Annotated in this window: 28 protein-coding genes and 1 pseudogene; 14 read left to right on the forward strand and 15 right to left on the reverse strand. The window is 68.2% G+C overall.

What is annotated here, in order from left to right:
* Positions 1-21: 21 nt before the first annotated feature.
* The gene (locus OZ671_RS15070) at positions 22-1,254 is read right to left on the reverse strand and encodes a flagellin N-terminal helical domain-containing protein (protein WP_268861504.1); all 1,233 of its coding nucleotides are present in this window, start codon (positions 1,252-1,254) and stop codon (positions 22-24) included.
* A gap of 307 nt (positions 1,255-1,561) precedes the next feature.
* On the opposite strand from OZ671_RS15070, the gene OZ671_RS15075 reads away from it, so the two are divergent.
* Positions 1,562-2,095 carry a DUF6624 domain-containing protein gene (locus OZ671_RS15075; RefSeq protein WP_268861505.1) on the forward strand — a complete coding sequence of 178 codons (534 nt, stop codon included), beginning with the start codon at positions 1,562-1,564 and terminating at the stop codon, positions 2,093-2,095.
* A 12-nt stretch (positions 2,096-2,107) separates the two neighbouring features.
* Here the strand turns inward: OZ671_RS15075 and OZ671_RS15080 are convergent, their stop codons facing one another.
* Both OZ671_RS15080 and OZ671_RS15085 read right to left on the reverse strand, forming a co-directional pair.
* Complete coding sequence (locus OZ671_RS15080; RefSeq protein WP_268861506.1) at positions 2,108-2,389, reverse strand: hypothetical protein; 282 nt, start codon at positions 2,387-2,389, stop codon at positions 2,108-2,110.
* Between the two features lie 401 nt (positions 2,390-2,790).
* Complete coding sequence (locus OZ671_RS15085) at positions 2,791-3,207, reverse strand: hypothetical protein (RefSeq protein ID WP_268861507.1); 417 nt, start codon at positions 3,205-3,207, stop codon at positions 2,791-2,793.
* A 301-nt stretch (positions 3,208-3,508) separates the two neighbouring features.
* On the opposite strand from OZ671_RS15085, the gene OZ671_RS15090 reads away from it, so the two are divergent.
* A complete protein-coding gene (locus OZ671_RS15090; protein ID WP_268861508.1) occupies positions 3,509-5,023 on the forward strand; it encodes a flagellin N-terminal helical domain-containing protein in 1,515 nt (504 codons plus the stop codon).
* A 437-nt stretch (positions 5,024-5,460) separates the two neighbouring features.
* On the opposite strand, the gene OZ671_RS15095 is transcribed toward OZ671_RS15090, so the two are convergent.
* The 4 genes from OZ671_RS15095 to OZ671_RS15110 form a co-directional block, all read right to left on the reverse strand.
* The gene (locus OZ671_RS15095) at positions 5,461-5,907 is read right to left on the reverse strand and encodes a flagellar protein FlaG (RefSeq protein WP_268861509.1); all 447 of its coding nucleotides are present in this window, start codon (positions 5,905-5,907) and stop codon (positions 5,461-5,463) included.
* Between the two features lie 148 nt (positions 5,908-6,055).
* Positions 6,056-6,559, reverse strand: a complete 504-nt coding sequence (locus OZ671_RS15100) for a hypothetical protein (RefSeq protein WP_268861510.1) — start codon at positions 6,557-6,559, stop codon at positions 6,056-6,058.
* A gap of 45 nt (positions 6,560-6,604) precedes the next feature.
* Positions 6,605-6,940 (reverse strand): rod-binding protein, encoded by a 336-nt coding sequence (locus OZ671_RS15105; RefSeq protein WP_268861511.1) that lies wholly within the window; start codon positions 6,938-6,940, stop codon positions 6,605-6,607.
* Positions 6,940-8,043, reverse strand: coding sequence for a flagellar basal body P-ring protein FlgI (locus OZ671_RS15110; RefSeq protein WP_268861512.1), 1,104 nt, complete (start codon positions 8,041-8,043; stop codon positions 6,940-6,942). The genes OZ671_RS15105 and OZ671_RS15110 overlap by 1 nt, the downstream gene beginning before the upstream one ends.
* A 244-nt stretch (positions 8,044-8,287) precedes the next feature.
* On the opposite strand from OZ671_RS15110, the gene OZ671_RS15115 reads away from it, so the two are divergent.
* Together OZ671_RS15115 and dksA are read left to right on the forward strand one after the other, a co-directional pair.
* Positions 8,288-8,737, forward strand: a complete 450-nt coding sequence (locus OZ671_RS15115) for a flagellar assembly protein FliX (RefSeq protein WP_268861513.1) — start codon at positions 8,288-8,290, stop codon at positions 8,735-8,737.
* A 153-nt stretch (positions 8,738-8,890) separates the two neighbouring features.
* Positions 8,891-9,307 carry an RNA polymerase-binding protein DksA gene (gene dksA, locus OZ671_RS15120; protein WP_268861514.1) on the forward strand — a complete coding sequence of 139 codons (417 nt, stop codon included), beginning with the start codon at positions 8,891-8,893 and terminating at the stop codon, positions 9,305-9,307.
* A gap of 171 nt (positions 9,308-9,478) precedes the next feature.
* Here the strand turns inward: dksA and OZ671_RS15125 are convergent, their stop codons facing one another.
* Positions 9,479-11,098: an FMN-binding glutamate synthase family protein gene (locus OZ671_RS15125; RefSeq protein WP_268861515.1), complete on the reverse strand. Its 1,620-nt coding sequence runs from the start codon at positions 11,096-11,098 to the stop codon at positions 9,479-9,481.
* 126 nt (positions 11,099-11,224) lie between these two features.
* Positions 11,225-11,590: a ribosome hibernation-promoting factor, HPF/YfiA family gene (gene hpf, locus OZ671_RS15130; protein ID WP_268861516.1), complete on the reverse strand. Its 366-nt coding sequence runs from the start codon at positions 11,588-11,590 to the stop codon at positions 11,225-11,227.
* Positions 11,591-11,909: 319 nt separating this feature from the next.
* Here hpf and OZ671_RS15135 point away from each other — a divergent pair, with 319 nt between their 5' ends.
* The 4 genes from OZ671_RS15135 to OZ671_RS15150 all read left to right on the forward strand — a co-directional run bounded on the left by OZ671_RS15135 (position 11,910) and on the right by OZ671_RS15150 (position 14,105).
* Positions 11,910-12,224 carry an ArsR/SmtB family transcription factor gene (locus tag OZ671_RS15135; RefSeq protein WP_268861517.1) on the forward strand — a complete coding sequence of 105 codons (315 nt, stop codon included), beginning with the start codon at positions 11,910-11,912 and terminating at the stop codon, positions 12,222-12,224.
* Positions 12,221-12,595, forward strand: a complete 375-nt coding sequence (locus tag OZ671_RS15140; protein WP_268861518.1) for an SRPBCC family protein — start codon at positions 12,221-12,223, stop codon at positions 12,593-12,595. Before OZ671_RS15135 ends, OZ671_RS15140 begins: the two co-directional genes overlap by 4 nt.
* 82 nt (positions 12,596-12,677) lie before the next feature.
* Entirely contained in the window at positions 12,678-13,304 is a 627-nt protein-coding gene (locus tag OZ671_RS15145; protein ID WP_268861519.1) for an ATP-dependent Clp protease proteolytic subunit, read from the forward strand.
* A 159-nt stretch (positions 13,305-13,463) separates the two neighbouring features.
* A complete protein-coding gene (locus OZ671_RS15150) occupies positions 13,464-14,105 on the forward strand; it encodes a LysE family translocator (protein ID WP_268861520.1) in 642 nt (213 codons plus the stop codon).
* Positions 14,106-14,134: 29 nt separating this feature from the next.
* Here OZ671_RS15150 and OZ671_RS15155 read toward each other — a convergent pair whose 3' ends face one another.
* The 6 genes from OZ671_RS15155 to flgF all read right to left on the reverse strand — a co-directional run bounded on the left by OZ671_RS15155 (position 14,135) and on the right by flgF (position 19,470).
* Positions 14,135-14,812 carry a dihydrofolate reductase family protein gene (locus OZ671_RS15155; RefSeq protein WP_268861521.1) on the reverse strand — a complete coding sequence of 226 codons (678 nt, stop codon included), beginning with the start codon at positions 14,810-14,812 and terminating at the stop codon, positions 14,135-14,137.
* A gap of 93 nt (positions 14,813-14,905) precedes the next feature.
* Positions 14,906-15,892 (reverse strand): MBL fold metallo-hydrolase, encoded by a 987-nt coding sequence (locus OZ671_RS15160; RefSeq protein ID WP_268861522.1) that lies wholly within the window; start codon positions 15,890-15,892, stop codon positions 14,906-14,908.
* A gap of 213 nt (positions 15,893-16,105) precedes the next feature.
* Positions 16,106-16,840: a flagellar basal body L-ring protein FlgH gene (flgH, locus tag OZ671_RS15165; RefSeq protein ID WP_268861523.1), complete on the reverse strand. Its 735-nt coding sequence runs from the start codon at positions 16,838-16,840 to the stop codon at positions 16,106-16,108.
* A gap of 23 nt (positions 16,841-16,863) precedes the next feature.
* Positions 16,864-17,880, reverse strand: coding sequence for a flagellar basal body P-ring formation chaperone FlgA (flgA, locus tag OZ671_RS15170; RefSeq protein WP_268861524.1), 1,017 nt, complete (start codon positions 17,878-17,880; stop codon positions 16,864-16,866).
* A 7-nt stretch (positions 17,881-17,887) separates the two neighbouring features.
* Complete coding sequence (gene flgG / locus OZ671_RS15175; RefSeq protein WP_038306296.1) at positions 17,888-18,676, reverse strand: flagellar basal-body rod protein FlgG; 789 nt, start codon at positions 18,674-18,676, stop codon at positions 17,888-17,890.
* Between the two features lie 14 nt (positions 18,677-18,690).
* Entirely contained in the window at positions 18,691-19,470 is a 780-nt protein-coding gene (gene flgF, locus OZ671_RS15180) for a flagellar basal-body rod protein FlgF (RefSeq protein WP_268861525.1), read from the reverse strand.
* A 322-nt stretch (positions 19,471-19,792) separates the two neighbouring features.
* On the opposite strand from flgF, the gene fliL reads away from it, so the two are divergent.
* The 6 genes and pseudogenes from fliL to OZ671_RS15210 all read left to right on the forward strand — a co-directional run.
* Positions 19,793-20,293: a flagellar basal body-associated protein FliL gene (gene fliL, locus OZ671_RS15185; protein WP_268861526.1), complete on the forward strand. Its 501-nt coding sequence runs from the start codon at positions 19,793-19,795 to the stop codon at positions 20,291-20,293.
* Positions 20,294-20,357: 64 nt separating this feature from the next.
* Positions 20,358-21,467 (forward strand): flagellar motor switch protein FliM, encoded by a 1,110-nt coding sequence (gene fliM, locus OZ671_RS15190; protein WP_442957086.1) that lies wholly within the window; start codon positions 20,358-20,360, stop codon positions 21,465-21,467.
* Positions 21,467-21,931, forward strand: coding sequence for a DUF6468 domain-containing protein (locus OZ671_RS15195; protein WP_268861528.1), 465 nt, complete (start codon positions 21,467-21,469; stop codon positions 21,929-21,931). The genes fliM and OZ671_RS15195 overlap by 1 nt, the downstream gene beginning before the upstream one ends.
* Positions 21,932-21,941: 10 nt before the next feature.
* On the forward strand, positions 21,942-22,685 hold the full coding sequence (locus tag OZ671_RS15200; RefSeq protein WP_268861529.1) for a MotE family protein: 744 nt from the start codon (positions 21,942-21,944) through the stop codon (positions 22,683-22,685).
* Between the two features lie 118 nt (positions 22,686-22,803).
* Complete coding sequence (locus tag OZ671_RS15205; protein ID WP_268861530.1) at positions 22,804-23,283, forward strand: GNAT family N-acetyltransferase; 480 nt, start codon at positions 22,804-22,806, stop codon at positions 23,281-23,283.
* Positions 23,284-23,499: 216 nt separating this feature from the next.
* Positions 23,500-24,418, forward strand: a pseudogene (locus OZ671_RS15210) (hypothetical protein); the annotation flags it as partial.

A 24,418-nucleotide genomic window follows, 5' to 3' on the forward strand; every position in this document is an offset into this window, starting at 1 on the left:
CGATCCCGGTCGCCGCCGATGTCAGCCGAACAGGCGCAGAACGCCCTGGTCGGCCTGGTTGGCGAGCGAAAGCGCCTGCACCGACAATTGCTGGCGCGTCTGCAGGGCGAGCATGTTGGCACCTTCCTCGTTCATGTCGGCAAGGGTGAGGTTGTCGGCGCCGACCTTGAGCGTATTGGCGAGCTCCTGGGTGAACTTCTGGCGGATCTGCACCAGCGCCAGGTTGGAGCCGAAGGCACTCGACTGGGCGCGCAGCTTGTTCATGGCGAAGGTCAGGTCCTCAAGGGCGTCGTTGATGTCCTTGTCGGTCTGCAGGTTGTTCGCCGCCGGCTTGATCGCCAGATCCTTGTCGGTCGAGAGGCGCGCGCCGGTAATGGTCAGCGAGGAGGTCTGCTTCTCGTTGAACATGGCCTGCAGCGTGTCGCCGTCGAGCAGGTTGATGCCGTTATAGCCGGCATCGCGCGCGAGCTGGTCGATCTGCCGGCGCAGTTCGCCGAACTGGATGGCGATGTCGGTGCGGGTCGGGTTGATCTTGCCGGCCGGCTGCGAGGAATTGGTCGCGTCGAAGCCGAGATTGCGCATGACCGTCGCGGAAGCGCCGGTGGCCGTGATCGCGATGGGCTGGGTGCCCGTCGCCTCGATCAGGAGGCGGCCGTCGGGCGTCAGCGACGCCTTGGCGTCGGCGCCCGAGTCCGTGCCGATCGCGACACCCGTGCCGACGCCCGCCCCGATGATGCTCGAATTGTCGTTGATGGCATTGACCAGGTCCTGCACCGTCGTCCCGGTGGCGATCGTCAGCGTCGTCGTCCGGTTGGTGCCGGTATTGATGGTCAGCGTGTCGCCCGCCGCGAAGCCGAGATCGGTGACGAGATTGGTATTGGATTTCAGCGCGGTCGGGGTGCCGGTCGTATCCTTAGGTGTCAGGCCGGAGAGGCGGGCGAGCGTCGAGGCCGAGCCCTGGGCCTGGCGGGCGATCGCCTGCATGTTGGTGACCACCTTGATGATCGCCGAAATGCCGTTGTCGGCCGCCTGCAGCGTCTGCACCGCATTGCCGATGCCGTCGAGCAGGTTGGTGATGTCGGCGGCGCGGCCGTTGAGCTGGGCGGCCGAGAAGTAGTTGCCGGGATTGTCGAGTGCCGAATTGACCCGCTTGCCGGTGGACAGGCGCGTCTGCGTCTGGTCGCGAAGGCCGGCCGTATCGATCAGCGACAGCAGATTGCTGCGAATGCCTTTCGACAGAACGATATCGCTCATAGGACCACCCTCATGCCTCGCGCCGCGAATCCCTCGCGCGCCCTCTCTTCTCCCGCACTCTTGCCGGTTAACCTTTCCTAATCGTTAACGCCATGGCGTCGCGCGGAAAAAATGTGCGCGGAGAAGGGGTTATGCCGCCGCAGCAAGATGCGGTGGATGCGGCAGAAGTTAACCGGCAGGATTTGCCGGGCGGCAGAATGGGCGCGACAAAGGCCGAGCGCGACCGGCCGGCACGGCATGGCCCCGCCTTGCGCCGCAGCGGCCGTTCTGATCGATGGTGGCTTTCTCGGTTCGGCGGGGATCGATCATGGACGAGACGCTGGAAGACCGGCTCATCGCGCTGGCGGCGCGGGATCAGCAGGCGCTGCGGGAGCTTTTCGATGCCGGCGAGCTTCCGACCGCCGGCTATCATCCGCGCCTGCGCGCCCTGCACGAGGACAATGCGCGGCAGCTCGGCGACATCATCAACCGGCATGGCTGGCCGGACCGGACGATCGCGGGGGAGAAGGGGGCGGAGGCTGCCTGGCTGGTGGCGCAGCATGCGGTCTTCGATCCCGCTTTCATGCAGCGCTGCGCCGATCTGGTCGAACGGGCGGTGGCGGCGGGAACCGTGCCCGGCTGGCAGCTTGCCTTCCTGCAGGACCGGCTGAGGACCATGTCCGGCCGGCCTCAGGTCTACGGCACGCAGTTCCAGCCGGACGCGGAGGGCTGGCCCGTGCCCTGTCCGATCGAGGATGCCGCCGGGGTCGACGCGCGGCGGGCGGCGCTGGGACTGAACACCCTCGCCGAGCGGACGCAGGAGATGCGGGCGCGGGAGGCCGAGGCCCGCCGGCGACGCTGACGGGCGGGGCGCTCAGGGCCGGGCGTTCAAGGCGGGCAGGCTCACGAAGACAAGGTAGAGAAACAGGCCGACGCCCATCGCGACGATCATCGCGAAGACGAAGGCGGTCTGCCGCCAGCCCAGCACGCGCGCCATGGGCGGGCCGAAGATCGCGACGGAGAGGAGCACCATCAGGGTGGCCCAGGCATAGGTGCCGACGGTGCGGGATATGCCGAGCCCCGGGCCGTAGACGCTGAGAAGCACGATCGAGCCGGCGAAGATCACGGCGAAGAGAGCGGCGCGCAGGCGCAGCATGCTGGGCTCCGGAATGGGCGCCGCCGGGTCGTCAGGCAGCAGAATCGGCTGGTTGCGATATGAGACGATGCGTTTCGCAATGGCCGAATAGGCCGCTCAAATCAAGAAGCGGCTCTCTGCATCAAGGTTAGCCGTGGTTCGAGGCTCGCCTTTAGCTCGCACCTCACCATGAGGATTGGAAAAGCCTGGCATCGAGCACGGTCATGAAGCGCTGCGCTCTTGGCCTCATGAGCACCGTGATGCCGATCTCCTACATCCCTCATGGTGAGGTGCGAGCGTAGCGAGCCTCGAACCACGGCGAACCTTGATGCAGGGTAGGTAACGCCGCAAGAGTGACCGGGCGTCAAAGCCCGATCGTTCTCCCCGAACATCCGATCGCGGCCTTCGCGGCCTCAGCCGATTCAGGCGACCGTATTGACCTTGGAGCCGGCCTTGGCTTCGGCCTCCTTGGCCTGGCGGCTCTTGATGATCTGGGCCATCAGGTTCTCCTCGGCGATCGCCGCGCTGCTCTTGCCGCCGGTCACCGCGTTCTGCAGGGCTTCCTCGGGCGAGCCGCCGAGGCCACCGCCGAACAGGGCGTTGGCGTTCTGGGCTGCCGTCGTGTCGGTATTGCCGCCCAGAATGGCATTGAGCGAGCCGCCGCCGCCGGCGCCCGCCAGCACGGAAGCGACCGAATTCGGCTGGCCGCCGAGCGAATTGAGGAGCTGGGCGGTATTGCCCATGGCTTCGCCGATGGCGGCGGCGCGCTTGCCGCTCCAGACCTGCGACTGCTGGTAGGGCGTCAGGTTGTAGAAGCCGGGTCCACCGATGACGGCCATGGCCGGTCCTTCCTGGTCATTGCTGGCGCGGAGGGTAGGGCGCGCGGCCTTAAGCCTTGGTTACGGACGCGCGCGAGACGCGCTGCGATGTCCGCGCGACGCCCGGGGCGGCCGCCCTGACTACGCTCGCCAAGAAGAGCGAAAGCTTAATCTTCGTTTAACCTTTGCGGCGCGGCGCGACACATTCGTTATCCCAAGCATGTTTCGTTAAGAACTCGGCCCTAAAGCTAGGGTTGCAGTCCAAAGTGGCTGTCCTCCCGGACGAACCGGGATGCTCCTCCAGACCAGAAGGTCAACTCTCATGGCGTCCAATATCACGCTTTCGGCTGGCGTCCGCTCGAACCTGCTCAACCTGCAGAACACCGCCGACCTCAAGAACATCACCCAGACGCGCCTCTCGACCGGCAAGAAGGTCAACTCGGCGCTCGACAATCCCTCCAACTTCTTCACCGCCGCCTCGCTGTCGTCCCGCGCCAGCGACCTGTCGAACCTGCTCGACGGCATGGCGAACGGCATCCAGACGATCCAGGCGGCCAATAACGGCCTGTCCTCGATCACCACGACGCTGCAGTCCATGCAGTCGACGCTGAACCAGGCCCGTCAGGACAAGTCGTTCCAGACGCAGTCCTACACCATCGACCAGAACGCGATCGGTGGCGCGACCGTCAAGAACATCTCGCTGTCGGGTGGTGCCGTCGGCAGCACGCCGGTCACCATCGCGCTGAACTCTGCTGGCACGGCCGCTGGCGCTGCCACCTATACGGCGGGCGCTGTTGGGACGGCCAACATCGATGTGTCGAGCAACTCGATCTCGATGACCGTCAACGGCAAGAGCATCACGATCGACAACGCTAAGCTGACCGCGGCCGGTGGCACCGCCGGTGTCGGTACGCTTGCGCAGTTCGCGACTGCCATCAACACTGAACTTGGCGCTAGCTTCGGTGTCACTGCCGCCGTCGATGGCGCGGGCAAGCTGGCCTTTACCGGGACGGCGACCGGCGCGAATGCTTCCGTGACCGTCAGCAACGTTTCCGAAACCACCTCCGGCACCAGCAATACCGGTCTGGGCACTGGTGGCTCGGCTCGCGGCACCGACGCAACCGGCGTGAAGAGCGTTGACACCCTGGTCAGCGAGATCAATGCCAACACCTCGCTCGCCGGCAAGGTGACCGCGTCGAACGACAACGGCAAGCTGCGCATCCAGAACCTGTCGACGGCCGATCTGACCGTGACCGGCGTCAGCAACGGCTCGGCCGACGGCTCGACCTCGACCGGCACCGTTGCCGGCAACAGCGTGCGCACCTCGCTCGCCAAGCAGTTCAACGACCTGCGTGACCAGCTCACCAAGTTCGGCGACGACGCTTCCTTCAACGGCGTCAACCTGCTGCGCGGCGACAACCTGAAGCTGACGCTCAACGAGACCGGCACCAGCTTCATCAACGTCCAGGCCAAGGACAAGAACGGCAGCGCCACCTCGATCGACAACGCGTTCCTGAAGGTCGATGCGGTCACCGCCCAGAACTTCGACAGCGACACCACGCTGGACGGCAAGCTGGACGTGATCAAGGACGCCCTGTCCTCGATCCGCTCGGTCTCCTCGTCGCTCGGCAGCCAGCTCTCCTCGGTGCAGGCCCGCAAGGACTTCACCAAGCAGATGATCAACACGCTGCAGGTCGGCTCGGACAACCTGACGCTCGCCGACACCAACGAGGAAGGCGCGAACCTTCTGGCGCTCAACACCCGCCAGTCGCTGCAGACCACCTCGCTGTCGTTCGCCTCGCAGGCCGACCAGGCGGTTCTCCAGTTCCTGCGCTGAGTTCAAGCGCTTCTCAGGGGATACCGAACATTACCAGCGGCGGCGCCTCGGGCGCCGCCGCTGTCGTTTGCGGGCAGTCAAACGGCCGAGGCGCGCAGGCGTCAGCGCGCCCGGTCTGGTTTCGATGTCCCTGCATGCGGGGCGGCCATGGTTTTGAAGGTCGCGTCGCGCTCGCCTCACCCATGACGCACGGAGGAAGGCGCCGCTACGGGGGCCATGGCGCGTGAAGCGCAAAGCCCGGCCCGCGCCGCCGCCAACAGCGCTTTTCATGCCTCGCGCTGGTCTGGGTCATGCGGTCACCGGACGATAGAGGCGCGTATCGAGGGCATGGCCTCGTCCGCGCGCTCGGGGCCAATCCCGACAATCGTCATGCAGGGGCGAGCGAAGCGACCCTCGAACCGGGGCCGATCACAAGGCAGGCCGCTTCCTCGTCTCGTTCAGGCGATCTTTTCGACGCGCCTGTGCTCCGCGGCCCCGGCGGCCTTTTCATCCTCGCGGCGCTGCAGCTCGCGGCCATAGGCGCGCAGCTTCAGGATCATCTCGTCGGGATACTGACTGACCACCTTGCCGGTCTCCTTGTTGACCGTGCGAAACACCAGGGTGGCCGCATCCTCGTCCATGTCGATGCGGTGCTGCAGCGATTCCCGGATGCTGTCGGCGAGGCGCTGCATGCGCGCCTGGCGGTCGGCGAAGGTGCGTTCGTCGCGCGCGGCGCCATCGCCCGAGCGGCGGTCGTCCATATGGGCGCTCGGACCCGAGGAGAGCGGCTGCGAAACGCGCTGGCCATGGGGCAGCTCGGTGCGAACCGCCTCGCGATACAATTCGGTTTCCGGCCTGCCGACATACACTGTCCCGACGGCCGGCCGCGGGGACGAGATGTCCATGGCCATGCTCCCTAAGGTCAGGGGCGACGCGTGTCCCTTCCCATGGGTGACGTTAGACCGTGGCGGTTGAATCCCGGGTAAGCCCGAAACTTCAAATTGTCTGCAAATGCGCTGCGCCGGGCGTTTTCAACAGCGCCGGCGGGCGCCGTCAGAGCTCGCGCGACAGGGCGAGCGGCGCGCCGGTGCCGGTGGCGCGGCCCGGCGCCTTGCCGTCGGCGCCATAGCCGGCGGCCCGCTGCTTGGCCTCGACCGCGGAGGCAACCTGGCGGATGACGCCCTCGGCGACCGCATGGGCGGTGGCGAGCACGGCGAGGTTGACCTCGAGGGCCTTCTGCAGGTCGTCATTGTCGACCTTCAGCGCCTCGATCTCCTCGGCGGCGGCATCGCGCACGAAGGCGGCATTGGCCTTCAGGCAATCGAGCTCGGCGACATAGCGGCGGGAGAGTTCGCTCTTCCGCGCGGCGATCGGCGCGGCCGGCCCGACCTTGGCGTCGCGGACGAGGGCGGTCTCCTCGGCGATCACCCGGTAGAGGTCGGTGATGGTCTCGCGCAGCCGGCCGATCAGCGCCAGGGCCTCCTCGGGCGTGGTCAGCACGGCAACGGCTTTGGGGGCGACGGCGGTGGGGCGCTGGACGGGAAGGCTGGCTGGCATGATCGCTTCGCAGGACGGGGGCGGGGAGGCGGGACGGGGGAAACGTCAGGAGCGCGGGACGGGCGGCAGGCGGCGCGGGGCGGCCTCCTGCGCGCCGATCAGCTCGCGATAGATGTGCGGGGCAAGGCCGATGCCGCCCTGGGCGGTGACGGAGCGGGCATATTCGTCGACCAGCATGCCACGCCAGGCCTCGCTGTCCTTGCCGCCGAGCGGCGAGTCCGTGCCGAGGCCGGAGAACATCTGGCCGAGCATGGTGTTGAGGAAGACCTGCTCGAAGTTCTGGGCGTTGGACCAGGCCTTGGCCTCGCGCGAGCCGGCGATGCGGGCGGCGGCGGGCGTCTGCGGATTGACGGTCGTGGTCGGCGGGGTGAGGCTCTGCATCAGTGCACCTCGATCTCGGCCTGCAGCGCGCCGGCCGACTTGATCGCCTGCAGGATGGCGATGAGGTCGCGCGGGCCGATGCCGAGGGCGTTGAGGCCGTCGACCAGCTCCTGCAGCGAGACGCCCTCGCGCACCACCGCGAGGCCGCGGCCGTCCTCCTGGGCCTGGATCTGGGTCTGCGGCGTGACCACCGTATTGCCGCGGCCGAAGGGATTGGGCTGGCTCACCTGCGGCCGCTCGGAAATGCTCACCGTCAGATTGCCCTGGGCGACCGCGACGGTGGAGACACGCACGTCCTTGCCCATCACGATGATGCCCGAGGCTTCGTCGATCACCACCTTGGCGACCTGGTCGGGCTGGACGCGCAGCTGCTCGACCTCCGTCAGCAGCGCCACGATGTTGCCTTCGAAGCGCGGCGGCACGCGCAGATTGATCGTGCCGGGATCGGTCGGCTCGGCCGAGGGCTGGCCGATGAAGTCGTTGATGGCGGCGGCGATGCGGCGGGCAGTGGTCAGGTCCGGATTGCGCAGGGCGAGCCGGACCGAGGCCATGCGGTTGATCGCGAAGGTGACCTCGCGCTCGACGATGGCGCCGTTCGAGACGCGGCCGACGGTCGGCACGCCGCGGGTGACGCGGGCCGCCTGGCCCTCGGCCTGGAAGCCGGAAATCGCCACCGCGCCCTGGCCGACGGCATAGACCTCACCGTCGGCGCCGACCAGCGGGGTGACCAGAAGCTCGCCGCCCTGCAGCGAGCGGGCATCGCCCATGGCCGAGACGCGGATGTCGATGCGCGTACCCTGGGTTGCGAAGGGCGGCAGGTTGGCGGTGACCATGACCGCCGCGACATTGGCGGTGCGCATGTTCATGCCGCGGGTGTTGACGCCGAGACGCTCCATCATCGACTGGATCGACTGGCGTGTGAAGGGCGAGTTGTTCAGCGTGTCGCCGGTGCCGTTGAGGCCGACCACGAGGCCGTAGCCGATCAGCTGGTTCTCGCGCACGCCCTCGACATCGACGAGGTCCTTGATCCGCGACGTGTTCGCGGCGGCCGGCAGGGCCGCGGCGGCGGCAAGGGTCACGGCAAGGATGAAACGGCGGAACATGGCATGGCCTCGGCTCGACTGACGCGGACGAAGCAGGTCGCGTGCCAGATCCGATATCGCAGCTAAGGCTTTGAAAAGACGGAGGATGGGGGCTTGTCCAGGCCGGCGCGGCGAGGCGGTAGCCCACACCACCCGGCAGCTTTTGCCGGGCATTAACGTCCCCTTAACCGAGACGGGCGCAAGTGTTAACGCATCGAAAGAGGTGTTGCCTCTTCGTGAAGAGCTCGTCTCTTGGGGGGAGAAGATGAGGATCTCGACGTCGCCGCCTCTGGGCCAGGTCCAGGCGCCGCAGGGAGCGGCCGTCGGCGCGGCGCGCGCCGACCGTTCCCGTGCGACCTTCGCCCTGCCGGCCGAGACCGCCCGCGAGACGCGACGGGCCGACGCGGCCAAGCCGGCCACAACCACCGCGGGTCTGGAGACGCTCCTGGCGGTGCAGGGCCTGCAGCCGGACGACCGGCGCGAGCGCCGCCGCCGGGCGGTGAAGCGCGGCCACGATTCGCTGCACCTCCTCGACGACCTGAAGCTTGCGCTGCTGTCCGGCGAGCAGGTGCCGGCGACGCTCCTGAAGCTGCGCGGACTGACCGCGGCAAAGCTGGAGGAAACCGGCGAAGCCGGCCTCGACGGCGTGCTCGCCGAGATCGATCTGCGCGCCCAGGTTGAACTGGCCAAGCGCGAGGCAACCCTCGCGGCCTGATCGCAAAAAATTCCCTGTTATCAAAATCTTAAATGCTCCGTGCCGGACCGTGACGGTTCGGTGACCGGTTTTGCGGTTGTCTGCCCCTTGGGCCGGTGCTATGAGGCGGCCCGAAACGCGTCCAAAAGTCGCGATTCAATGAGGGGTTCGTTGATGACTTTAGTGTTGGAAGCGGATTACCGCCCCACGGATACGGAGCCGTTCATGAACGAGCGGCAACGGGAATACTTCCGCAAGAAGCTCCTCGCCTGGAAGGAGGACATTCTCAAGGAAGCCAAGGAAACACTTCAGAATCTGCAGGACGAAAACCAGAACCACCCTGACATCGCCGATCGCGCCTCCTCGGAAACCGACCGGGCGATCGAGCTCAGGGCCCGCGACCGGCAGCGCAAGCTGATCGCCAAGATCGATGCCGCCATCGCCCGGATCGACGACAACAGTTACGGCTATTGCGAGGAGACCGGCGAGCCGATCTCGCTGAAGCGCCTCGAAGCCCGGCCAATCGCCACCCTGTCGCTCGAGGCGCAGGAGCGGCACGAGCGCCGCGAGCGGGTCTACCGCGACGAATGAAGGTCAACTCAAAACCCTCGCCACCTGACAGTGCCGAGGGTTTTTTGTTGACGGCGAACAGCGGGTGACGAATGGCGCGTAGGGCATGCGTGTAGCGCGCAGTCCGGCAACGGCTGCGGGGTTCGACGCGTGGTCGACGCGGCATCCCCACTGGTCATTCGCTGCTCGCCCCTACGCCGGCCGCGGGCTGGCCGGCTCGAAGCTCGCCGCGCTCGCAAGCTTCCAGGCCGAAGCGTAGAACTCGCCGTCGACGCCGCCGGTCAGGAGGCTGCCGGGCTCGATGAAGCGCAGCAGCTGCGAATAGAGCTTGATCTCGGTCGACGAGATGCGGCGGACCAGATGGTGCGGGCCGAGATCGCGGGGATGCGTGACACCGGCGGCGGCCATCATCTCGGCCAGGGCCTTCAGCGTGTTGCGATGGAAGTTCAGCACGCGTTCGGCCTTGTCGGGCACGACCAGCGCACGCTGGCGCCCGGCATCCTGGGTGGCGACGCCGGTCGGGCAGCGGTTGGTGTGGCAGCTCTGCGACTGGATGCAGCCGATGGCGAACATGAAGCCGCGCGCCGAATTGACCCAGTCGGCGCCGATGGCGAAGAGGCTCGCCATGTCGAAGGCGCTGACCACCTTGCCGCTGGCGCCGATCCGGATGTGCGGGCGCAGGCCGGCGCCGACGAGCGTGTTGTGAACGAAGAGCAGGCCCTCGCGCAGGGGCACGCCGAGATGATCGGTGAACTCGACCGGGGCCGCCCCGGTGCCGCCCTCCGAGCCGTCGACGACGATGAAATCGGGCGTGATGCCGGTCTCCAGCATGGCCTTGACGATGCCCATGAACTCCCAGGGGTGGCCGAGGCAGAGCTTGAAGCCGACCGGCTTGCCGCCCGACAATTCGCGCAGGCGGGCGATGAACGCCATCATCTCGACCGGCGTCGAAAAGGCGCTGTGGCGTGACGGCGACACGCATTGCACGCCCTCCGGCACGCCGCGCGTCAGTGCGATCTCGCGGCTGACCTTGTGCGCCGGCAGAATGCCGCCATGGCCGGGCTTGGCGCCCTGGCTCATCTTGATCTCGATCATCTTGACCTGCGCGTCCCGCGCCTGGACGGCGAAGCGCTCGGGGTCGAAGCCGCCGCTTTCGGTCCGGCAGCCGAAATAGCCGCTGCCGAGCTCCCAGATCAGGTCGCCGCCATTCTCGCGGTGATAGGGGCTGATCGAGCCTTCGCCCGTATCATGGGCGAAGCCGCCGCGCTTGGCGCCCTGGTTCAGCGCGCGGATCGCATTGGCGCTGAGCGAGCCGAAGCTCATTGCCGAGATGTTCAGGACCGAGGCCGAATAGGGCTGCGTGCACTGCGGTCCGCCGATGGTGATGCGGAAGCTCGCCGGATCGGCCAGTGGCGCCGGCCGCATGGAATGACTGATGAACTCGTAGCCGTTGGAATAGACGTCCAGCAGCGTGCCGAAGGGGCGTTCGCCGCTCTCGTTCTTGGCGCGGGCATAGATCAGCGAGCGCTGGCTGCGCGAGAAGGGCAGCTTGTCGTCGTCGGCTTCGAGCAGATATTGCCGGATCTCCGGACGGATGCCTTCGACGAGATAGCGGACATGGCCGATGACGGGATAGTTGCGCAGCAGCGCATGCTCGCTCTGCCAGAGATCGTGGATGCCGATCGCCGACAGCAAGGTCGCCACGAGGGCGAGCGGCCAGAGCCAGATCCAGATCGGCATGAGCGCCAGCGACAGGGCGGCGACAGCAAGACAGGCGCCGAAGACGGCGTAGCGGTTGAACAGGGAAGGCATGGGGGAGCCGCTTCAGGCCGCGAGGCAAGGGCGCCCCTCCTGAAGAAGGGCGCCCTCGGGTCCGGACGGGTCGGGGAGGGGAGGTCGCGGTGCGGAGGGGGCTTGCGGTCCGCGACCGGTTTCAGCTCAAGGCCGTGCGGCCTCCGCGGCCGTGACGAGCTTGTTCGAGCGGGCCGGGCGGGTATCCCTCAGCTCCCGCTTCTTGCGCCGGAGCTGCTTCTCGACCTTGTCGAAAGCCTGGTCGAAGGCCAGGTAGCAGTCGGTCGCGTGGGCTGAGGCGGAGATCATCTTGAGCGATCCGACCTGGATATTGACCGTGGAGCGGATGAACGCGCCTTCGCGCGTGAAGTAGACCGAGGCGGCGGTCATCTCGTCGAAATATTTGCGCGTCGCCCGCAGGATGCAGTCGCGTGCATGCTGCGGCAGGGCTTCGCCCAACTCGACATTGGCGCTCTTGACCGGAATGAGGCTGTCGAGGTTGTCGCGTTTCATCAAGACCTCCATGGCGCGAACACGGTGTTCGTTTCGAAATTCCAAGCGAGTGGATCTGCCTGTCTGCCGGTCGCCTCCTCATTTCTTCGGACGTAGAATCTCGCTCCGATCTTCATCCTCAACCGTTACCCAATCCTGACGGAGCGAGGCGGCCATCCCCTCCATCTGGCGCCAGGATCGCGCGAAGAGCAATGGTCAAATCGGCGCGCCGGGAAAGTCAACCTTCAACTGGCGGAGGCACGAGGGCGGCAGCGTGGCAAGGTCGTGATCTTGGCCGGGGCGACTTGCCATAGACATAAGTGCATGCTTATGTGTCACCATGTCCGACACCGAGCTGTTCCGCGCCCTTGCCGATCCCACCCGCCGCGCCGTGTTCGAACGGCTCGCCGATGGCGAGCGCAACGCGACCGAACTGCGCGACGGCGCGGGCATCTCGCAGCCCGCCATGTCGCAGCATCTTGCCGTGCTGCGCGAGGCCGGTCTCGTCGCCGAGCGCCGGCAGGGACGCCACGTGCTCTACCGCGTCGACCCGGAAGGGCTCGACCGCATGTTCCGCTGGCTCACCCGCTACCGGGCGTTCTGGCCCGACCGGGTCGAGGCGCTGAGGCAGGTGCTGAAGGAAATGGACCAATGACCGATCGCGGCGAAAGGCAGGGCGCGGCGACGCCGCTCCGTTTCGAGTTCGAGCTGGAGGCGCCGCTCGCCAAGGTCTGGCGCGCGCTGACCGTGCCCGAGCTGGTCGAGCGCTGGCTGCCGGCGCGGCCGGGCGCGGAGGTGCCGGAAGGGGCGTTCCGGCTCGACGTGATCGACAGCGAGCCCGACCGCTGGATCCGCTATCGGCTGAGCGAAGGCAGCGGCAGCATGGCCGAGAGCGTCGTGACCTTCCGCATCGCGCCGGGCGAGGCCGGCGGCACGCGGCTCGCCATCGTCCATGCGCCGGCGAGCACCGTCCACGTGCCGGCGGCCGCCAACGGCAATGCCAGGACGGTCATGCGCGCCGCGTGACGGCCATGGCGCCGCCCGGCCGCTGACGCGCCGCCTGGCGTTTCATCTGGTCCCTTGCAATATCCAAAGGAGTGGTTCGCCCATGCGCGACACGATGCAACTCGTCCCGATGGTGGTCGAACAGTCGAGCCGCGGCGAGCGGTCCTTCGACATCTATTCGCGCCTGCTGCGCGAGCGGATCATCTTTCTCAACGGCGAGGTGGAGGACGGCATGGCCGCGCTGATCTGCGCGCAATTGCTGTTCCTGGAATCGGAAAATCCGAAGAAGCCGATCTCGATGTACATCAATTCGCCGGGCGGCGTGATTTCCAGCGGGCTCGCCATCTACGACACGATGCAGTTCATCACCTGTCCGGTCGCGACGCTGTGCATGGGCACGGCCCGGTCGATGGGCTCGTTCCTGCTGATGGCGGGCGAGCCCGGCCAGCGGGCGGCGCTGCCCAATGCCAGCATCCACGTACACCAGCCGCTCGGCGGCTATCAGGGCCAGGCCTCCGACATCCTGATCCACGCCGAGGAGATGCGGCAGACCAAGGCGCGGGTGACGCGGCTCTATGCCCACCATTGCGGGCGGCCCTACGAAGAGGTCGAGCGGACGCTCGACCGCGATCATTTCATGACCGCGGAGGAGGCGAGGGCCTTCGGCCTGGTCGACCGGGTGATCACCTCGCATGGCGATTTCGACGCCGGGGGCGATGCGGTGAACTGAGTGGGAGAGGGGCCTCGGGGCGGTGTCTGCGCGCCGCTCGCAGACCGGTCCTCGACCTCATGGCTGGCGCGCGATGGCCACAATGGCCAAGGCCGCGGCTTCGGTCTAAGCCGATGGCGGATTAACGATGGCCGCGCGCGGCCGCCAGGGAGCCTTGCCATGCAGAGTCTCGCCTTCGCACATGTCCAGCACCTCCTGGTGGTCTATGCGGCCTATGTGCTGGCGACGGCGAGCCCGGGGCCGAGCAACATGGCGATCATGGGCATGGCGATGAGCCGGGGCAGGCTGCCCGCCCTGGTCCTGGCGAGCGGCGTCATCACGGGCTCGATCTTCTGGGCCATGTTGGCGGCCACCGGTCTTTCCGCTGTGCTGGCAACCTATGCCCATGCGCTGACCGCGATCAGGATCGGCGGCGGGCTCTACCTTCTCTACCTTGCCTGGAAGTCGGCGCGCGCGGCGCTGGCGCCGAGCCGGCCGGCCGTCACCGCGCCTGGCGGCGGCACCGATTTCGGCCGGATCTACCGGCGTGGCCTGCTGATGCATCTGAGCAATCCGAAATCCATCCTCGCCTGGATCGCCATCATGTCGCTCGCCCTGCGGCCGGACATGCCGGCCGTGGTCCTGCCGATGATCATTGCCGGCTGCGCGCTGCTCGGCATCATCGTCTTCTGCGGCTACGCGCTGGTCTTCTCGACCCGGCCGATGGTCCGCCTCTATCAGCGCGTCCGGCGCGTCGTGGAGGGTGCGCTTGCCGTATTCTTCGGGCTTGCCGGCCTCAAGCTGCTGGTGTCGCGCACCTGAACGCGCGGCCTGCGGCCGCACCAGCGCGCTCAGGTCAGCGTGCGCCGGCGTTCGATCTCCGCCGGGGTCGGCCGGTCCGGGCCGAACTCGCCGGTCGGCACGGCGCCCGCCCGCTCATAGCTCGCCATCACGACGCCGCTTCCGCTCGTCGCCGACCTCGTCAGCCGGTAGCCAGCCGGCAGGGCATTTTCGGCGAACAGGCGCTTGCCCCGGCCGAGCACCACCGGAAAGATGAAGAGCCTGATCTCGTCGAGGAGGTCGGCGGCCAGCAGGGTGTGGACCAGCGTGCTGCTGCCCTGGGTCAGCAGGGTCGGCCCGTCGCCGGCCCTGAGGGTCCGGATGCCGGCGACGATATCGGGCCCGAGCGACCGGCTGTTCTGCCAGGCGAGGCTCTCGGGCCGGTGGGTCGCGACATATTTGGTGGCGCGATCGAACGCCGCGCCGATGGCGAGCGTGCCGGTATCGGCCTCGGGCTTGTTGGCGATATCAGGCCAGTAGGCGGCGAAGATGTCGTAGGTCCGGCGGCCGAGCATGAGGTCGAACGGCGCGTCGAACAGTTCGCCGATCACCGCGCCGGTCGCCGCGTCCATGTGGGGCACGAGCCAGCCGCCGTGGCTGAAGCCATCGGTCGGGTCTTCGTGCGGCCCGCCCGGGGCCTGCATGACGCCGTCGAGGCTGACGAAGGCTGAGGTCACGATCCGGCGCATTGTCGTCTCCTGTGGTTGCAGAGCGCTTCGACAGGATGACGAACGGCGCCGGGCCGTACCGACACGGCGTGCGGCTCTTTTCGTGGCGCCCGGCTAGAGCGGCTGCCAGGGCACCGGCACGAAACGATAGGCGTCGCCCTCGCGCAGGACATGACCGATGCCGGGGAAGGGCAGGTGCATGCCGGCGACCATGATGCGGTCGGTGGCGGTCATGTCGAACAGGCGCCGGCGCGAGGCGGCCGCCGTGTCCTGGCTGGTGTCGAAGGCGATCGACCAGTCAGGCCGGGCGAACTGGAAGGGCGCGACATGCACGATGTCGCCCCAGACGAGCAACTGCTGGCTGCCCGAGGCGATGCGATAGCCGGTGTGGCCGGGCGTGTGACCGGGCGCGGCCACCGCGCTGATGCCGGGCACCACCTCCGATGCGTCGCGGCCGAGCCGGCGCAGACGGTTGGCGTCATTGTAGGGCTGCAGGGCCGCCTGGGCCATGCGGAAGAAGGACTGGGAATCGGCCGGGGCCTGGTTCATCAGCGCCTGGTCGGTCCAGAAATCATATTCGGCGCCGGCCACCACCAGTTCGGCATTGGGGAAGAAGGCCTTGCCGTCGGGCGTGATCAGCCCGTTGGCATGGTCGGGGTGAAGATGCGTCATCAGCACGGTGTCGATCTGTTCGGGCGTGACGCCGGCGGCCGCGAGATTGCGCGGCATCAGGCCGAGCGACGGCCCCATCGCGTTGGCGGTGCCGGTGTCGACCAGCACGAGCCGGTCGCCGCTGTTCACCAGATAGGTGTTGACGGGACAGTTGACGTGCCGGGCGCGCGGAACCGCGGCGCGGTCGAGCAGGGCCTCGGCCTCCCCGTCGGTCGCCTTGGGAAACAGGGCCTGCGGCAGGTCGAGATGGCCGTCCAGCACGGCGGTCACTTCAAGGGCGCCGACCTTCATCCGGTAGATGCCGGGCACCTGTGCGCCGGCGAGCGGCGCCCGGGCGAGGGCGGGGCGCGCCGCGGCCAGAACGAGGCCGGCGCTGGCGGCCTTGATGAGTTCACGGCGGTCGGGAAAGGTCGGGAGCCAGGCAGTCATAGCGGCATGTCCTTCGCGCGGCGGGAGGATGGGGCGGGTCGTCACGATCTACCGAAGCCTCGGTGACGGGAATCTGACACGCGGCAATGAGCACGCCGCCCGTGTGGGAGCACGGGCGGCGCGGTTGGCCGTATCGCCTGGGGAGCGCGGACGGCGCGGGGTCCGCCGCGGCGCCGGGACAAGCGCCGTGGCAGGGGAAGCGGGACGGGGCCCCTACCAGGGCAGCAGGACGTCCAGCGCCTGCTGGCCGTAGCGCGGCTGCTGCACGTCGGTGATCTGGCCGCGGCCGCCATAGCCGATCCGGGCATGGGCGATCTTGGCCGAGTCGATCGTGTTGTCGCTCTCGATGTCCTCGGGCCGGACGATGCCGGCGACGATCAGCTCACGCACCTCGAAATTGACCCGGATCTCCTGCCGGCCCTCCAGCACCAGGTTGCCGTTCGGCAGCACCTGGGTGACCACGGCGGCGACATTGGTGACGAGCTGTTCGGAGCGGTTGATGGTGCCCTTGCCGTCGCTGCCCGACTGGCTGTTCAGCGTCAGGAGGTTGGCCGGATTGGCGCCGGCGTTGCGGATCGGGTTTTCCAGCCCGAACATGTTGGGCGCGCCGAAACCTTCGGTATTGGTGCGGGTGCGGTTGGTCTCGTTCGACAGCGTCGCCTGGTCAGTGATCTTGACCTTGATGGTCATGATGTCGCCGACGCGCTGCGCGCGCTGGTCGCGGAAGAAGGCCCGCGAGCCGTTGCGCCAGAGCGAGTTGGGATTGTGCGAGACCGGCACCGGCTCGGGCATGGGCATGGAGACCGGCCGGTAGCCCGGCTGGGTCTGCGGATTGTTGATCGCCGACAGCGCCGGCTGCTGGCCGATATTGCGCAGGCGATCGGGCGCGCCGCAGGCGGCGGTGGCGAGGGCGGCGGCGACGACGAGGGAGAGGCGGGCGGTACGCATGGCGGATCCTGTCGGGAACACGGTCATTGCAGGTTGGTCGAGGCCGGCGAACCGATGCCGGCGGCCGAGAGCGTGGTGACCGCCGCGCGCTGGACCACGGTGACGCGGCCGGGGCCGGTGACGGTCGCCTGCAGCGTCTTGCGGGAGGTCAGGTTCTGCACCTGGACGGTGTCGCCTTCGGCACCGGCTTCCAGCGCCTTGCCGCGCACGGTGAGCGACAGGCCGTTGCCTTCGTAGTGGATCAGCACATTGCCGTTGCGCTCGACGATCTCGGGCTTCATGAGATCGCTGATGCGCAAGGCGCGTTCGGCGACCAGCGGCCGCCGCGCGGCCTGGCCGACGGCCTGCGCGAGGCTGGAAATGGCGTCGGCGGGGACGCCGGCCAGTTCGTGGCGCGGCCGACGCTCGACCGTCAGGTCGCTCGCCTTGATCACCTCGCCCCGGCTGAGCGAGCGGGCGGGCACGACATAGTCGACGAGCTCGGCCGCCTGGCCGGTGACGCGGAAGCCGCCGCGGTCGGACTGCGCGGCGCCGGCCACCACGAGCATGGCGTCGAACCGGCCGCTGCGCTGGTCATGGTCGACGCGCGAGACGCTGAGCGTGCCGCGGACGGTCGGCTCGACCGCGATCGGCCTGACGCCGCGATCGAAGGTGACGGCGATGCGGCTGGAATCGGCGATGCCGAGGCTGCCGGCGATCGCGGTCGCGATGCGCTCCTCCATGTCGGCGAGCGGGATGACGCGGGCGGCGCGGGTGACCGCGACGTCGGTGCGGCCGCCGGTCTCGATGCGCGCCATGCCCATGCGTCGCGCCGCCTCGACGATGCGCCAGGCCGGCACCTGGCCGGTATGGCCCATGTCGGGGGAGCGGAACACCGCGACCTCGGAGAATTCGCCGGCATTGTCGACGAGGTCGCCGAGGCGGACGATGTCGCTCGCAACCGTGACGCCGGCCTTCAGCGTGGGCGGCGTCTCGGCACCGGCGGGCAGCGCCGCGCCGAAGCCGAGGAGCAGTGCCAGGGACAGCCTGAGGGTGATCATGATCGCCTCACCGCATGATCTGCGAGGTCGACTGCAACATCTGGTCGGCGGCCGAGATGATGCGGGCGTTCATTTCGTAGGCGCGCTGGGCGGCGATCAGATCCGAGATCTCCGACACCGCGGTCACGTTCGACTGTTCGAGGTTCTTCTGCAGCAGCGAGCCCATGCCGTCGACATTGGGCGCGGTGGTGGTCGGCTGGCCGGAGGCGGCGGTCTCCAGGAACAGGTTGTCGCCGATCGATTCCAGGCCCGCCTTGTTGACGAAGCGCGAGAGCTGGATGGTGCCGACGGTCTGCGGCGCCACCTGGTTCTGCAGCTGCACCTGGACGACGCCCGAAGGCGAGATGGTGACGCCGCGGGCACCGGGAGGGATGGTGATCGACGGCTCCAGCAGATTGCCGTCGACGGTGGCGATCTGGCCCTGGTCGTTCAGCTCGAACGAGCCGTCGCGGGTATAGGCGGTGCGGCCGTCCGGGAGCTGGATGCGGAAATAGCCCTCGCCGCGGATGGCGACGTCATATTCCTTTTCGGTCGGCAGGATGTTGCCCTGGCTCATGACACGCGAGGTGGCGGCGGGCTTGACGCCGGTGCCGACGGAAATGCCGACCGGCAGCACGTTGCCCTGCTGCGAGTTCTGCATGCCGGCGCGGCGCTGGTGGTCGTAGAGCAGATCCTGGAACTCGGCCCGCTGGCGCTTGAAGCCGGTGGTGCGCATGTTCGCGATGTTGTTGGAGATGACCTGGACGGTGAGTTCCTGGGCCATCATGCCGGTGGCGGCGGTATGCAGGGCGCGCATGGCGATGAAGCTCCTCAGCTTGCCGGGTTGCCGAGCGAGCGGATCGCGTCGCGGCGGAGTTGGTCGTGGCGTTCGATGGATGCGGAGAGCGCGGTATAGGCGCGGGTCACCTCGATCATCCGGGACATTTCGACCACCGGGGTGACGTTGGATTTCTCGATATAGCCCTGGCGCAGATCGACATTGGCCGGGGTCAGATTGGTCACCTGGGCGCCGGCCCGGAGCTGGAACAGGTTGTCGCCGGCTTTCTCCAGCGCGCGCGGCGTATTGCCCTCGACGAGGCGCAGGCGGCCGCGCAGGCCCGCGGGCTGGTTGGTCGCATTGTTGCCGATGACGCTGATCGTGCCGTCGCGGGTGATCGTGATGCCGCTATCGGCCTGGTCGAAGGTGATCGGGCCGGTGTCGCCGAGCACCGGATAGCCCTGCTTGGTGACGAGCTGGCCCTGGGCGTTGATCTCGAACGAACCGTTGCGGGTGTAGCGCTCGCCCTCGGGCGTGCGGACGACGAAATAGCCGCGCCCGCCGATGCCGACATCGAGCCCGTTGCCGGTCTGCTCGAGCGGGCCCTGGCCAAGATTGGTGGCGGTCGCCCGGTCCCAGACGAAGGACAGGCGCCGGTCGGCGCCGCGCTGGAACGTCTGGTCGTTCGCGGTCGGACTGATGAACTCCTCGAAGACGACCGCGTCGCCCTTGAACCCGGTCGTATTCAGGTTCGCGAGATTGTTGGCAATAACGTCCAGCTCCCGCCGCAGGGCAACCTGCCGCGAGAGGCCGACGAGAGAGATGTTCTCCATCGGACCTGTCCCATGTCGCGCCGCGCCGTCGTCCCGCCTCTCCCAAGGCGGCAAGCCGCGCGGCTCTTCCCCAGTTCGGGCCCGATCCCGTTCTCCCAAACGGCAGCGGACCCGTCCTCAGCCTTGGCATGGTCCGTGCCAAATGCCGCGTTCAAGCAATATCAACCACTTATGGAGAGATCCTGCTAACCATGCGCCCGGCAGAATGCGCCGGGGCGGCGCGAAAGACCCGGCAAATTTTGCCGCTCGTTAACGAAAATTAGCGTCCCGTTAACCATCGTGGCGACATCGTCTGCAGCGTTGAGTCTGGTGGGCGCAAGGCATGGCGAAGAAACCGAAAAAGACCGACGCCGTCGAGGACGGCGAGGAAGAAGACGTTGCGGGCGCGGGCTCGAAGACGCGGATCATCGTCATCGGTGCGGCGGTCGCGGCCCTGGCGATCGGCGGGGGCGCCTGGTTCTTCCTCATGAAGCCGCGCGCGGAGGCCCGCAATACCGAGCCGGTTCATGCCGCGATCCCGGTGTCCTTCGTCGACCTGCCCGAGATGACGGTCAATCTGTCGGTCGGTCAGGACCGCGCCCAGTATCTTCGGGTGAAGGTGGCGCTCGAGGTCGCCGATGCGCGGACCGCTGAGCAGATCCGGCCGGTCATGCCGCGCGTGATCGATGCCTTCCAGCTCTATCTGCGCGAGGTCCGCCCCTCCGACATCGAAGGCTCGGCCGGTATTTTCCGGCTGCGCGACGAGCTGACCCGGCGGGTCAATACGGCGGTGCATCCGGCACGGGTCAATGCCGTGCTGTTCCGCGAAATCATCGTGCAGTGAGGGCTTGAGCGCCATGGCCGGGGGGAAGGACATCGACCAGGACGCGCTTGCCGCCGAATGGGGCATGGCGCTGGAGGAGCAGGGCGCCGGCGGCCTCGACGGCAACGAGGACTGGGCCGCGCTCGGCGAGGACGGCCTGGCCCACGCCGGTTCGGCCAAGGGCGGAGCCGAACGCATCCTGAACCAGGAGGAGATCGACAACCTCCTCGGCTTCTCGGTCGAAGATCTCGCGCTGACCGACAATGGCGGCATCCGCGCCATCATCGACTCGGCCATGGTCGCCTATGAGCGGCTGCCGATGCTCGACATCGTCTTCGACAGGCTGGTTCGCCTGCTGACGACGTCGCTGCGCAACTTCACCTCCGACAATGTCGAAGTGTCGCTGGACCGCATCCATGCGGTGCGCTTCGCCGACTATCTCAACTCCATTCCGCTGCCGGCCATCCTGACCATCTTCAAGGCCGAGGAGTGGGACAATTTCGGCATCGCCACCATCGATTCCAGCCTGATCTATTCGATCATCGACGTGCTGCTCGGGGGCCGCCGCGGCGTCACCGCGATCCGCGTCGAGGGCCGGCCCTACACGACCATCGAGATGGGCCTCGTCAAGCGCATGATCGAGGTGATCCTGGCCGATGCCGAGGCCGCCTTCCGGCCGATCTCGCCGGTCAATTTCCGCATCGACCGGCTGGAGACCAATCCGCGTTTCGCCGCCATCTCGCGGCCGAACAACGCCGCCATCCTGGTGCGCCTGCGCATCGACATGGAAGAGCGCGGCGGCTCGGTCGAGATCCTTCTGCCCTATGCCACGATCGAGCCGATCCGCGACCGGCTGATGCAGACCTTCGTCGGCGAGAAGCTCGGCCGCGACCCGGTCTGGGAAGGGCATCTCGCCTCGGAGATCTTCCAGGCGCGCACCGCCGTGGAGGCGGTGCTCTACGAGGCCGATCTGCCGCTGCGTCAGCTGATGAACCTGAAGGTCGGCGACACGCTGGTGCTGGACATGAAACCCGACGCGCTGGTCAAGGTGCGCTGCGGCGACCAGATCCTGACCGAGGGCCGCATGGGCCGGGTCGGCGACAAGGTGGCGGTGAAGGTGCAGCGCCCGCTGCGGCGGGCCCGGACGACCCTCACGCAGTTCGAGCAGATCTCTTCCGGTGGGCAGGAACTCTGATGTCCAGCTTCGTCATTTCTCTCCTCGTCGAGCTCATGGTCTGCGGCCTACTGGCCGCCACCATCGCCTATTGCGTCCTGCTCAACCGGCGTCTCGAACGCCTGCGCTCGGACGAGCAGGCGCTGAAGGCGACGATCGCCGAGCTGGTCACCGCCACCGAAATCGCCGAGCGCGCCATCCAGGGCCTCAAGGTCACGGTGCGCGAATGCGACACGACGCTGGGCGAGAGGCTGCGCAGCGCCGAGCAGTTCATTGCCGAGATCGACCGCGAGGTGAAGTCGGGCCAGGAGGTGGTCGAGCGGATCTCGCGCATCACCGCCGCGGCGCGGGCCGCCACCGCGCGCGAAGCCGCGGAGACCGATGGCGCACACGAGGCGGGTGTGATGCCGGGGCAAGCCAACGCGGCCTCGACCCTCGCCGCCGCCACCGCCTTTGCCGCGCGCGTCAGCGCCCGGGCCGCCTAAGGGATTGGCGATGAACCAGCCGCGCCTCCTGCCGATCGTCACGGTTGCCGTCGGCAGCCTTCTGTTCCTGAAGGTGGTCGGCCTGGTCAGCGGCGATGTCGGCCCGGCCGGCCCGCGCACCGTGCACGCGCAGGACCGCGGCATTCCCGGCCCCGAGCGGGCGGGGACGAGCGATGCCATGCTGACAACCGGGTCGGTCACGCCGCCGGCGGCGGCGCCCGCCGCGCCGGCGCCGCCTTCGCCGCAGCCGCTCAACAATCTCGCCTTGCCCCAGCCGCCGCAGGTCTCCGCGTCCGAGCGGGCGATCCTCGAACGCCTGCAGGAGCGCCGCCAGGAGCTCGACAACCGCCAGCGCGAGCTCGACATGCGTGAGAACCTGCTGCGCGCGGCCGAGCGGCGCATGGAGCAGCGGGCGAACGAGCTGAAGGAGCTGGAAAGCCGCATCGCCGGGCTCGAGCAGCGGCGCGACGAAGCCGAGCAGCAGCGCTTCCGCGGCTTCGTCAGCATGTACGAGACGATGCGGCCAAAGGATGCCGCGCGCATCTTCGACAATCTCGAGTTGGCGGTCGTGGTGGAGGTCGCCCGCGCCATGCGGCCGCAGAAGCTCGCCGACGTGCTCGCCCAGATGCAGGCCGCTCCCGCGCAGCGGCTGACCGTGGAGCTGGCGCGCCGGCCGGGCCAGACCGCCAGCGTCGATCCGCGCCAGGTGCCGGCGGCGCAACTGCCGAAGATCGAGGGCCAGCCGACCCGCTGACGGCGGCGGCACGGCCCTTGCTCCCGATCGGCCAGGCGTCGCCGCGACCCGCGCCTTGCCCGCTCCCTGGGCACGGTGCCCCGGTTTGCGCCGCCAGATCGAGCACGATGGGATCGCCATGACGCAGTACCGGCCCGAGACCGCTTCGGTCGACATCCGCGAGGAGGATCCGGCGCAGCCCGACATCGTCGCCCTGCTCGCCCAGGGCGAGGCCAATTCGGCGGCTCTCTATCCCGCCGAAAGCAATCACCACCTGCCGCTCGAGGCGTTGCGCCGACCCAATGTGCGGTTCTTCGTCGCGCGCGCGGCGGACGGCACCGCGCTCGCGACCGGCGCGATCGTGCTCCACGGCGACTGGGCCGAAATCAAGCGAATGTGGGTGATCGAGCCGGCACGCGGCCGGGGCCTGTCGCGGCGCGTGCTCGCCCGCCTCATCGCCTGTGCCGAGGCCGAGCACGTCGGCGTCCTGCGGCTGGAGACCGGCGTTGCCAGCCACGCCGCGCTCGGCCTCTACGCGGGCATGGGTTTTGCCCCGCGCGGTCCCTTCGCCGACTATGCCGAGGATCCACTGAGCGTCTTCATGGAAAAACGGCTCTGAACGGGAAACCGGCAAAATCGCTTCAACCTGCCTCGATCGGGCATTTGCACCGCAACATTCGCCGATCGCCGAAACGGGCTGTTAACAGCAGCCCGCGATGATGCCCGCGACCGGTCACACGAAGGAACCGGGCGTCGGATATCGTGTGACCGGCGCAGCACAGCGAGTGGCGAACCCATGGACGGGAACGCGCAATGCCTCAGGGGCCGCGCCAGGATGGGCGTTGCGGCCACACTGACCGGATCCTGCCTGATCGCCATCGGTCTCGCGGGACACCTCTCCCTGCCCGCAGGGGCGCAACCGGCCGAAGGCCGGACGATCCAGCCGGCTGCCAGCCGGCCACAGCCGGGCCGGGCGGAGATATCGGCCAATATCAATGACGGCTTCGCGCGCCTCGTCTTCGGCTTCAACCAGCCGACGCCGACCGACGTGAAGGTGAGCGGCGGGGTGATGATCGTCACCTTCCGCCGCCCGGTCGAGGTTGCGGCGGCGGGGCTCGCCGCGCGGCTTCCCGGCTATGTCACGGCGGTGCGGCGCGATCCGGACGGCCGGTCGCTGCGCTTCGCGCTCAGCCAGCGCGTGACCGTCAATGCGATGGAAGCCGGCGAGCGGCTGTTCGTCGACATGCTGCCCGACAGCTGGCGCGGTCCGCCGCCGGCCCTGCCGGCCGAGGTCGTCGAGGAGCTGACCCGCCGGGCGCGCGAGGCTGAACGGCGCGCCCAGATCGCCGAGGCCCAGCGCGCCGCGCGGGTCATGCCGCCGGTCGCGATCCGTGTCGGCAACCATCCGACCTTCACCCGTTTCGTGCTGACCCTGCCGGAACCGACAGGCGTGTCTCTCGACCGGTCGGGCGACCGGCTGGTGCTGAAGGTCGCCAAGCCCTTCAACGCCGATCTGAGCCAGGCCCGCGAGGCGCTGCCGTCCTTCGTGCCGGAAATCGAGGCCAGTACCGGTACCGAGGAGCTCACCATCCGCATGACCGTGGCTCCGGAGGCGGATGTCCGCGCGTTCCGCGAGGAGGGCACCTATGTGGTCGACGTCAGCACGCGGCACCTGCGCCCGGTGCCGGCGCAGGCCGCGCGCGTCGACGTCCAGGGGCCGCCGAACCCGCCGGCCGCGACCAGCCTGCCGGGCA

The sequence above is a fragment of the Phreatobacter sp. AB_2022a genome (assembly GCF_026847585.1).
GTDB lineage: Bacteria > Pseudomonadota > Alphaproteobacteria > Rhizobiales > Phreatobacteraceae > Phreatobacter.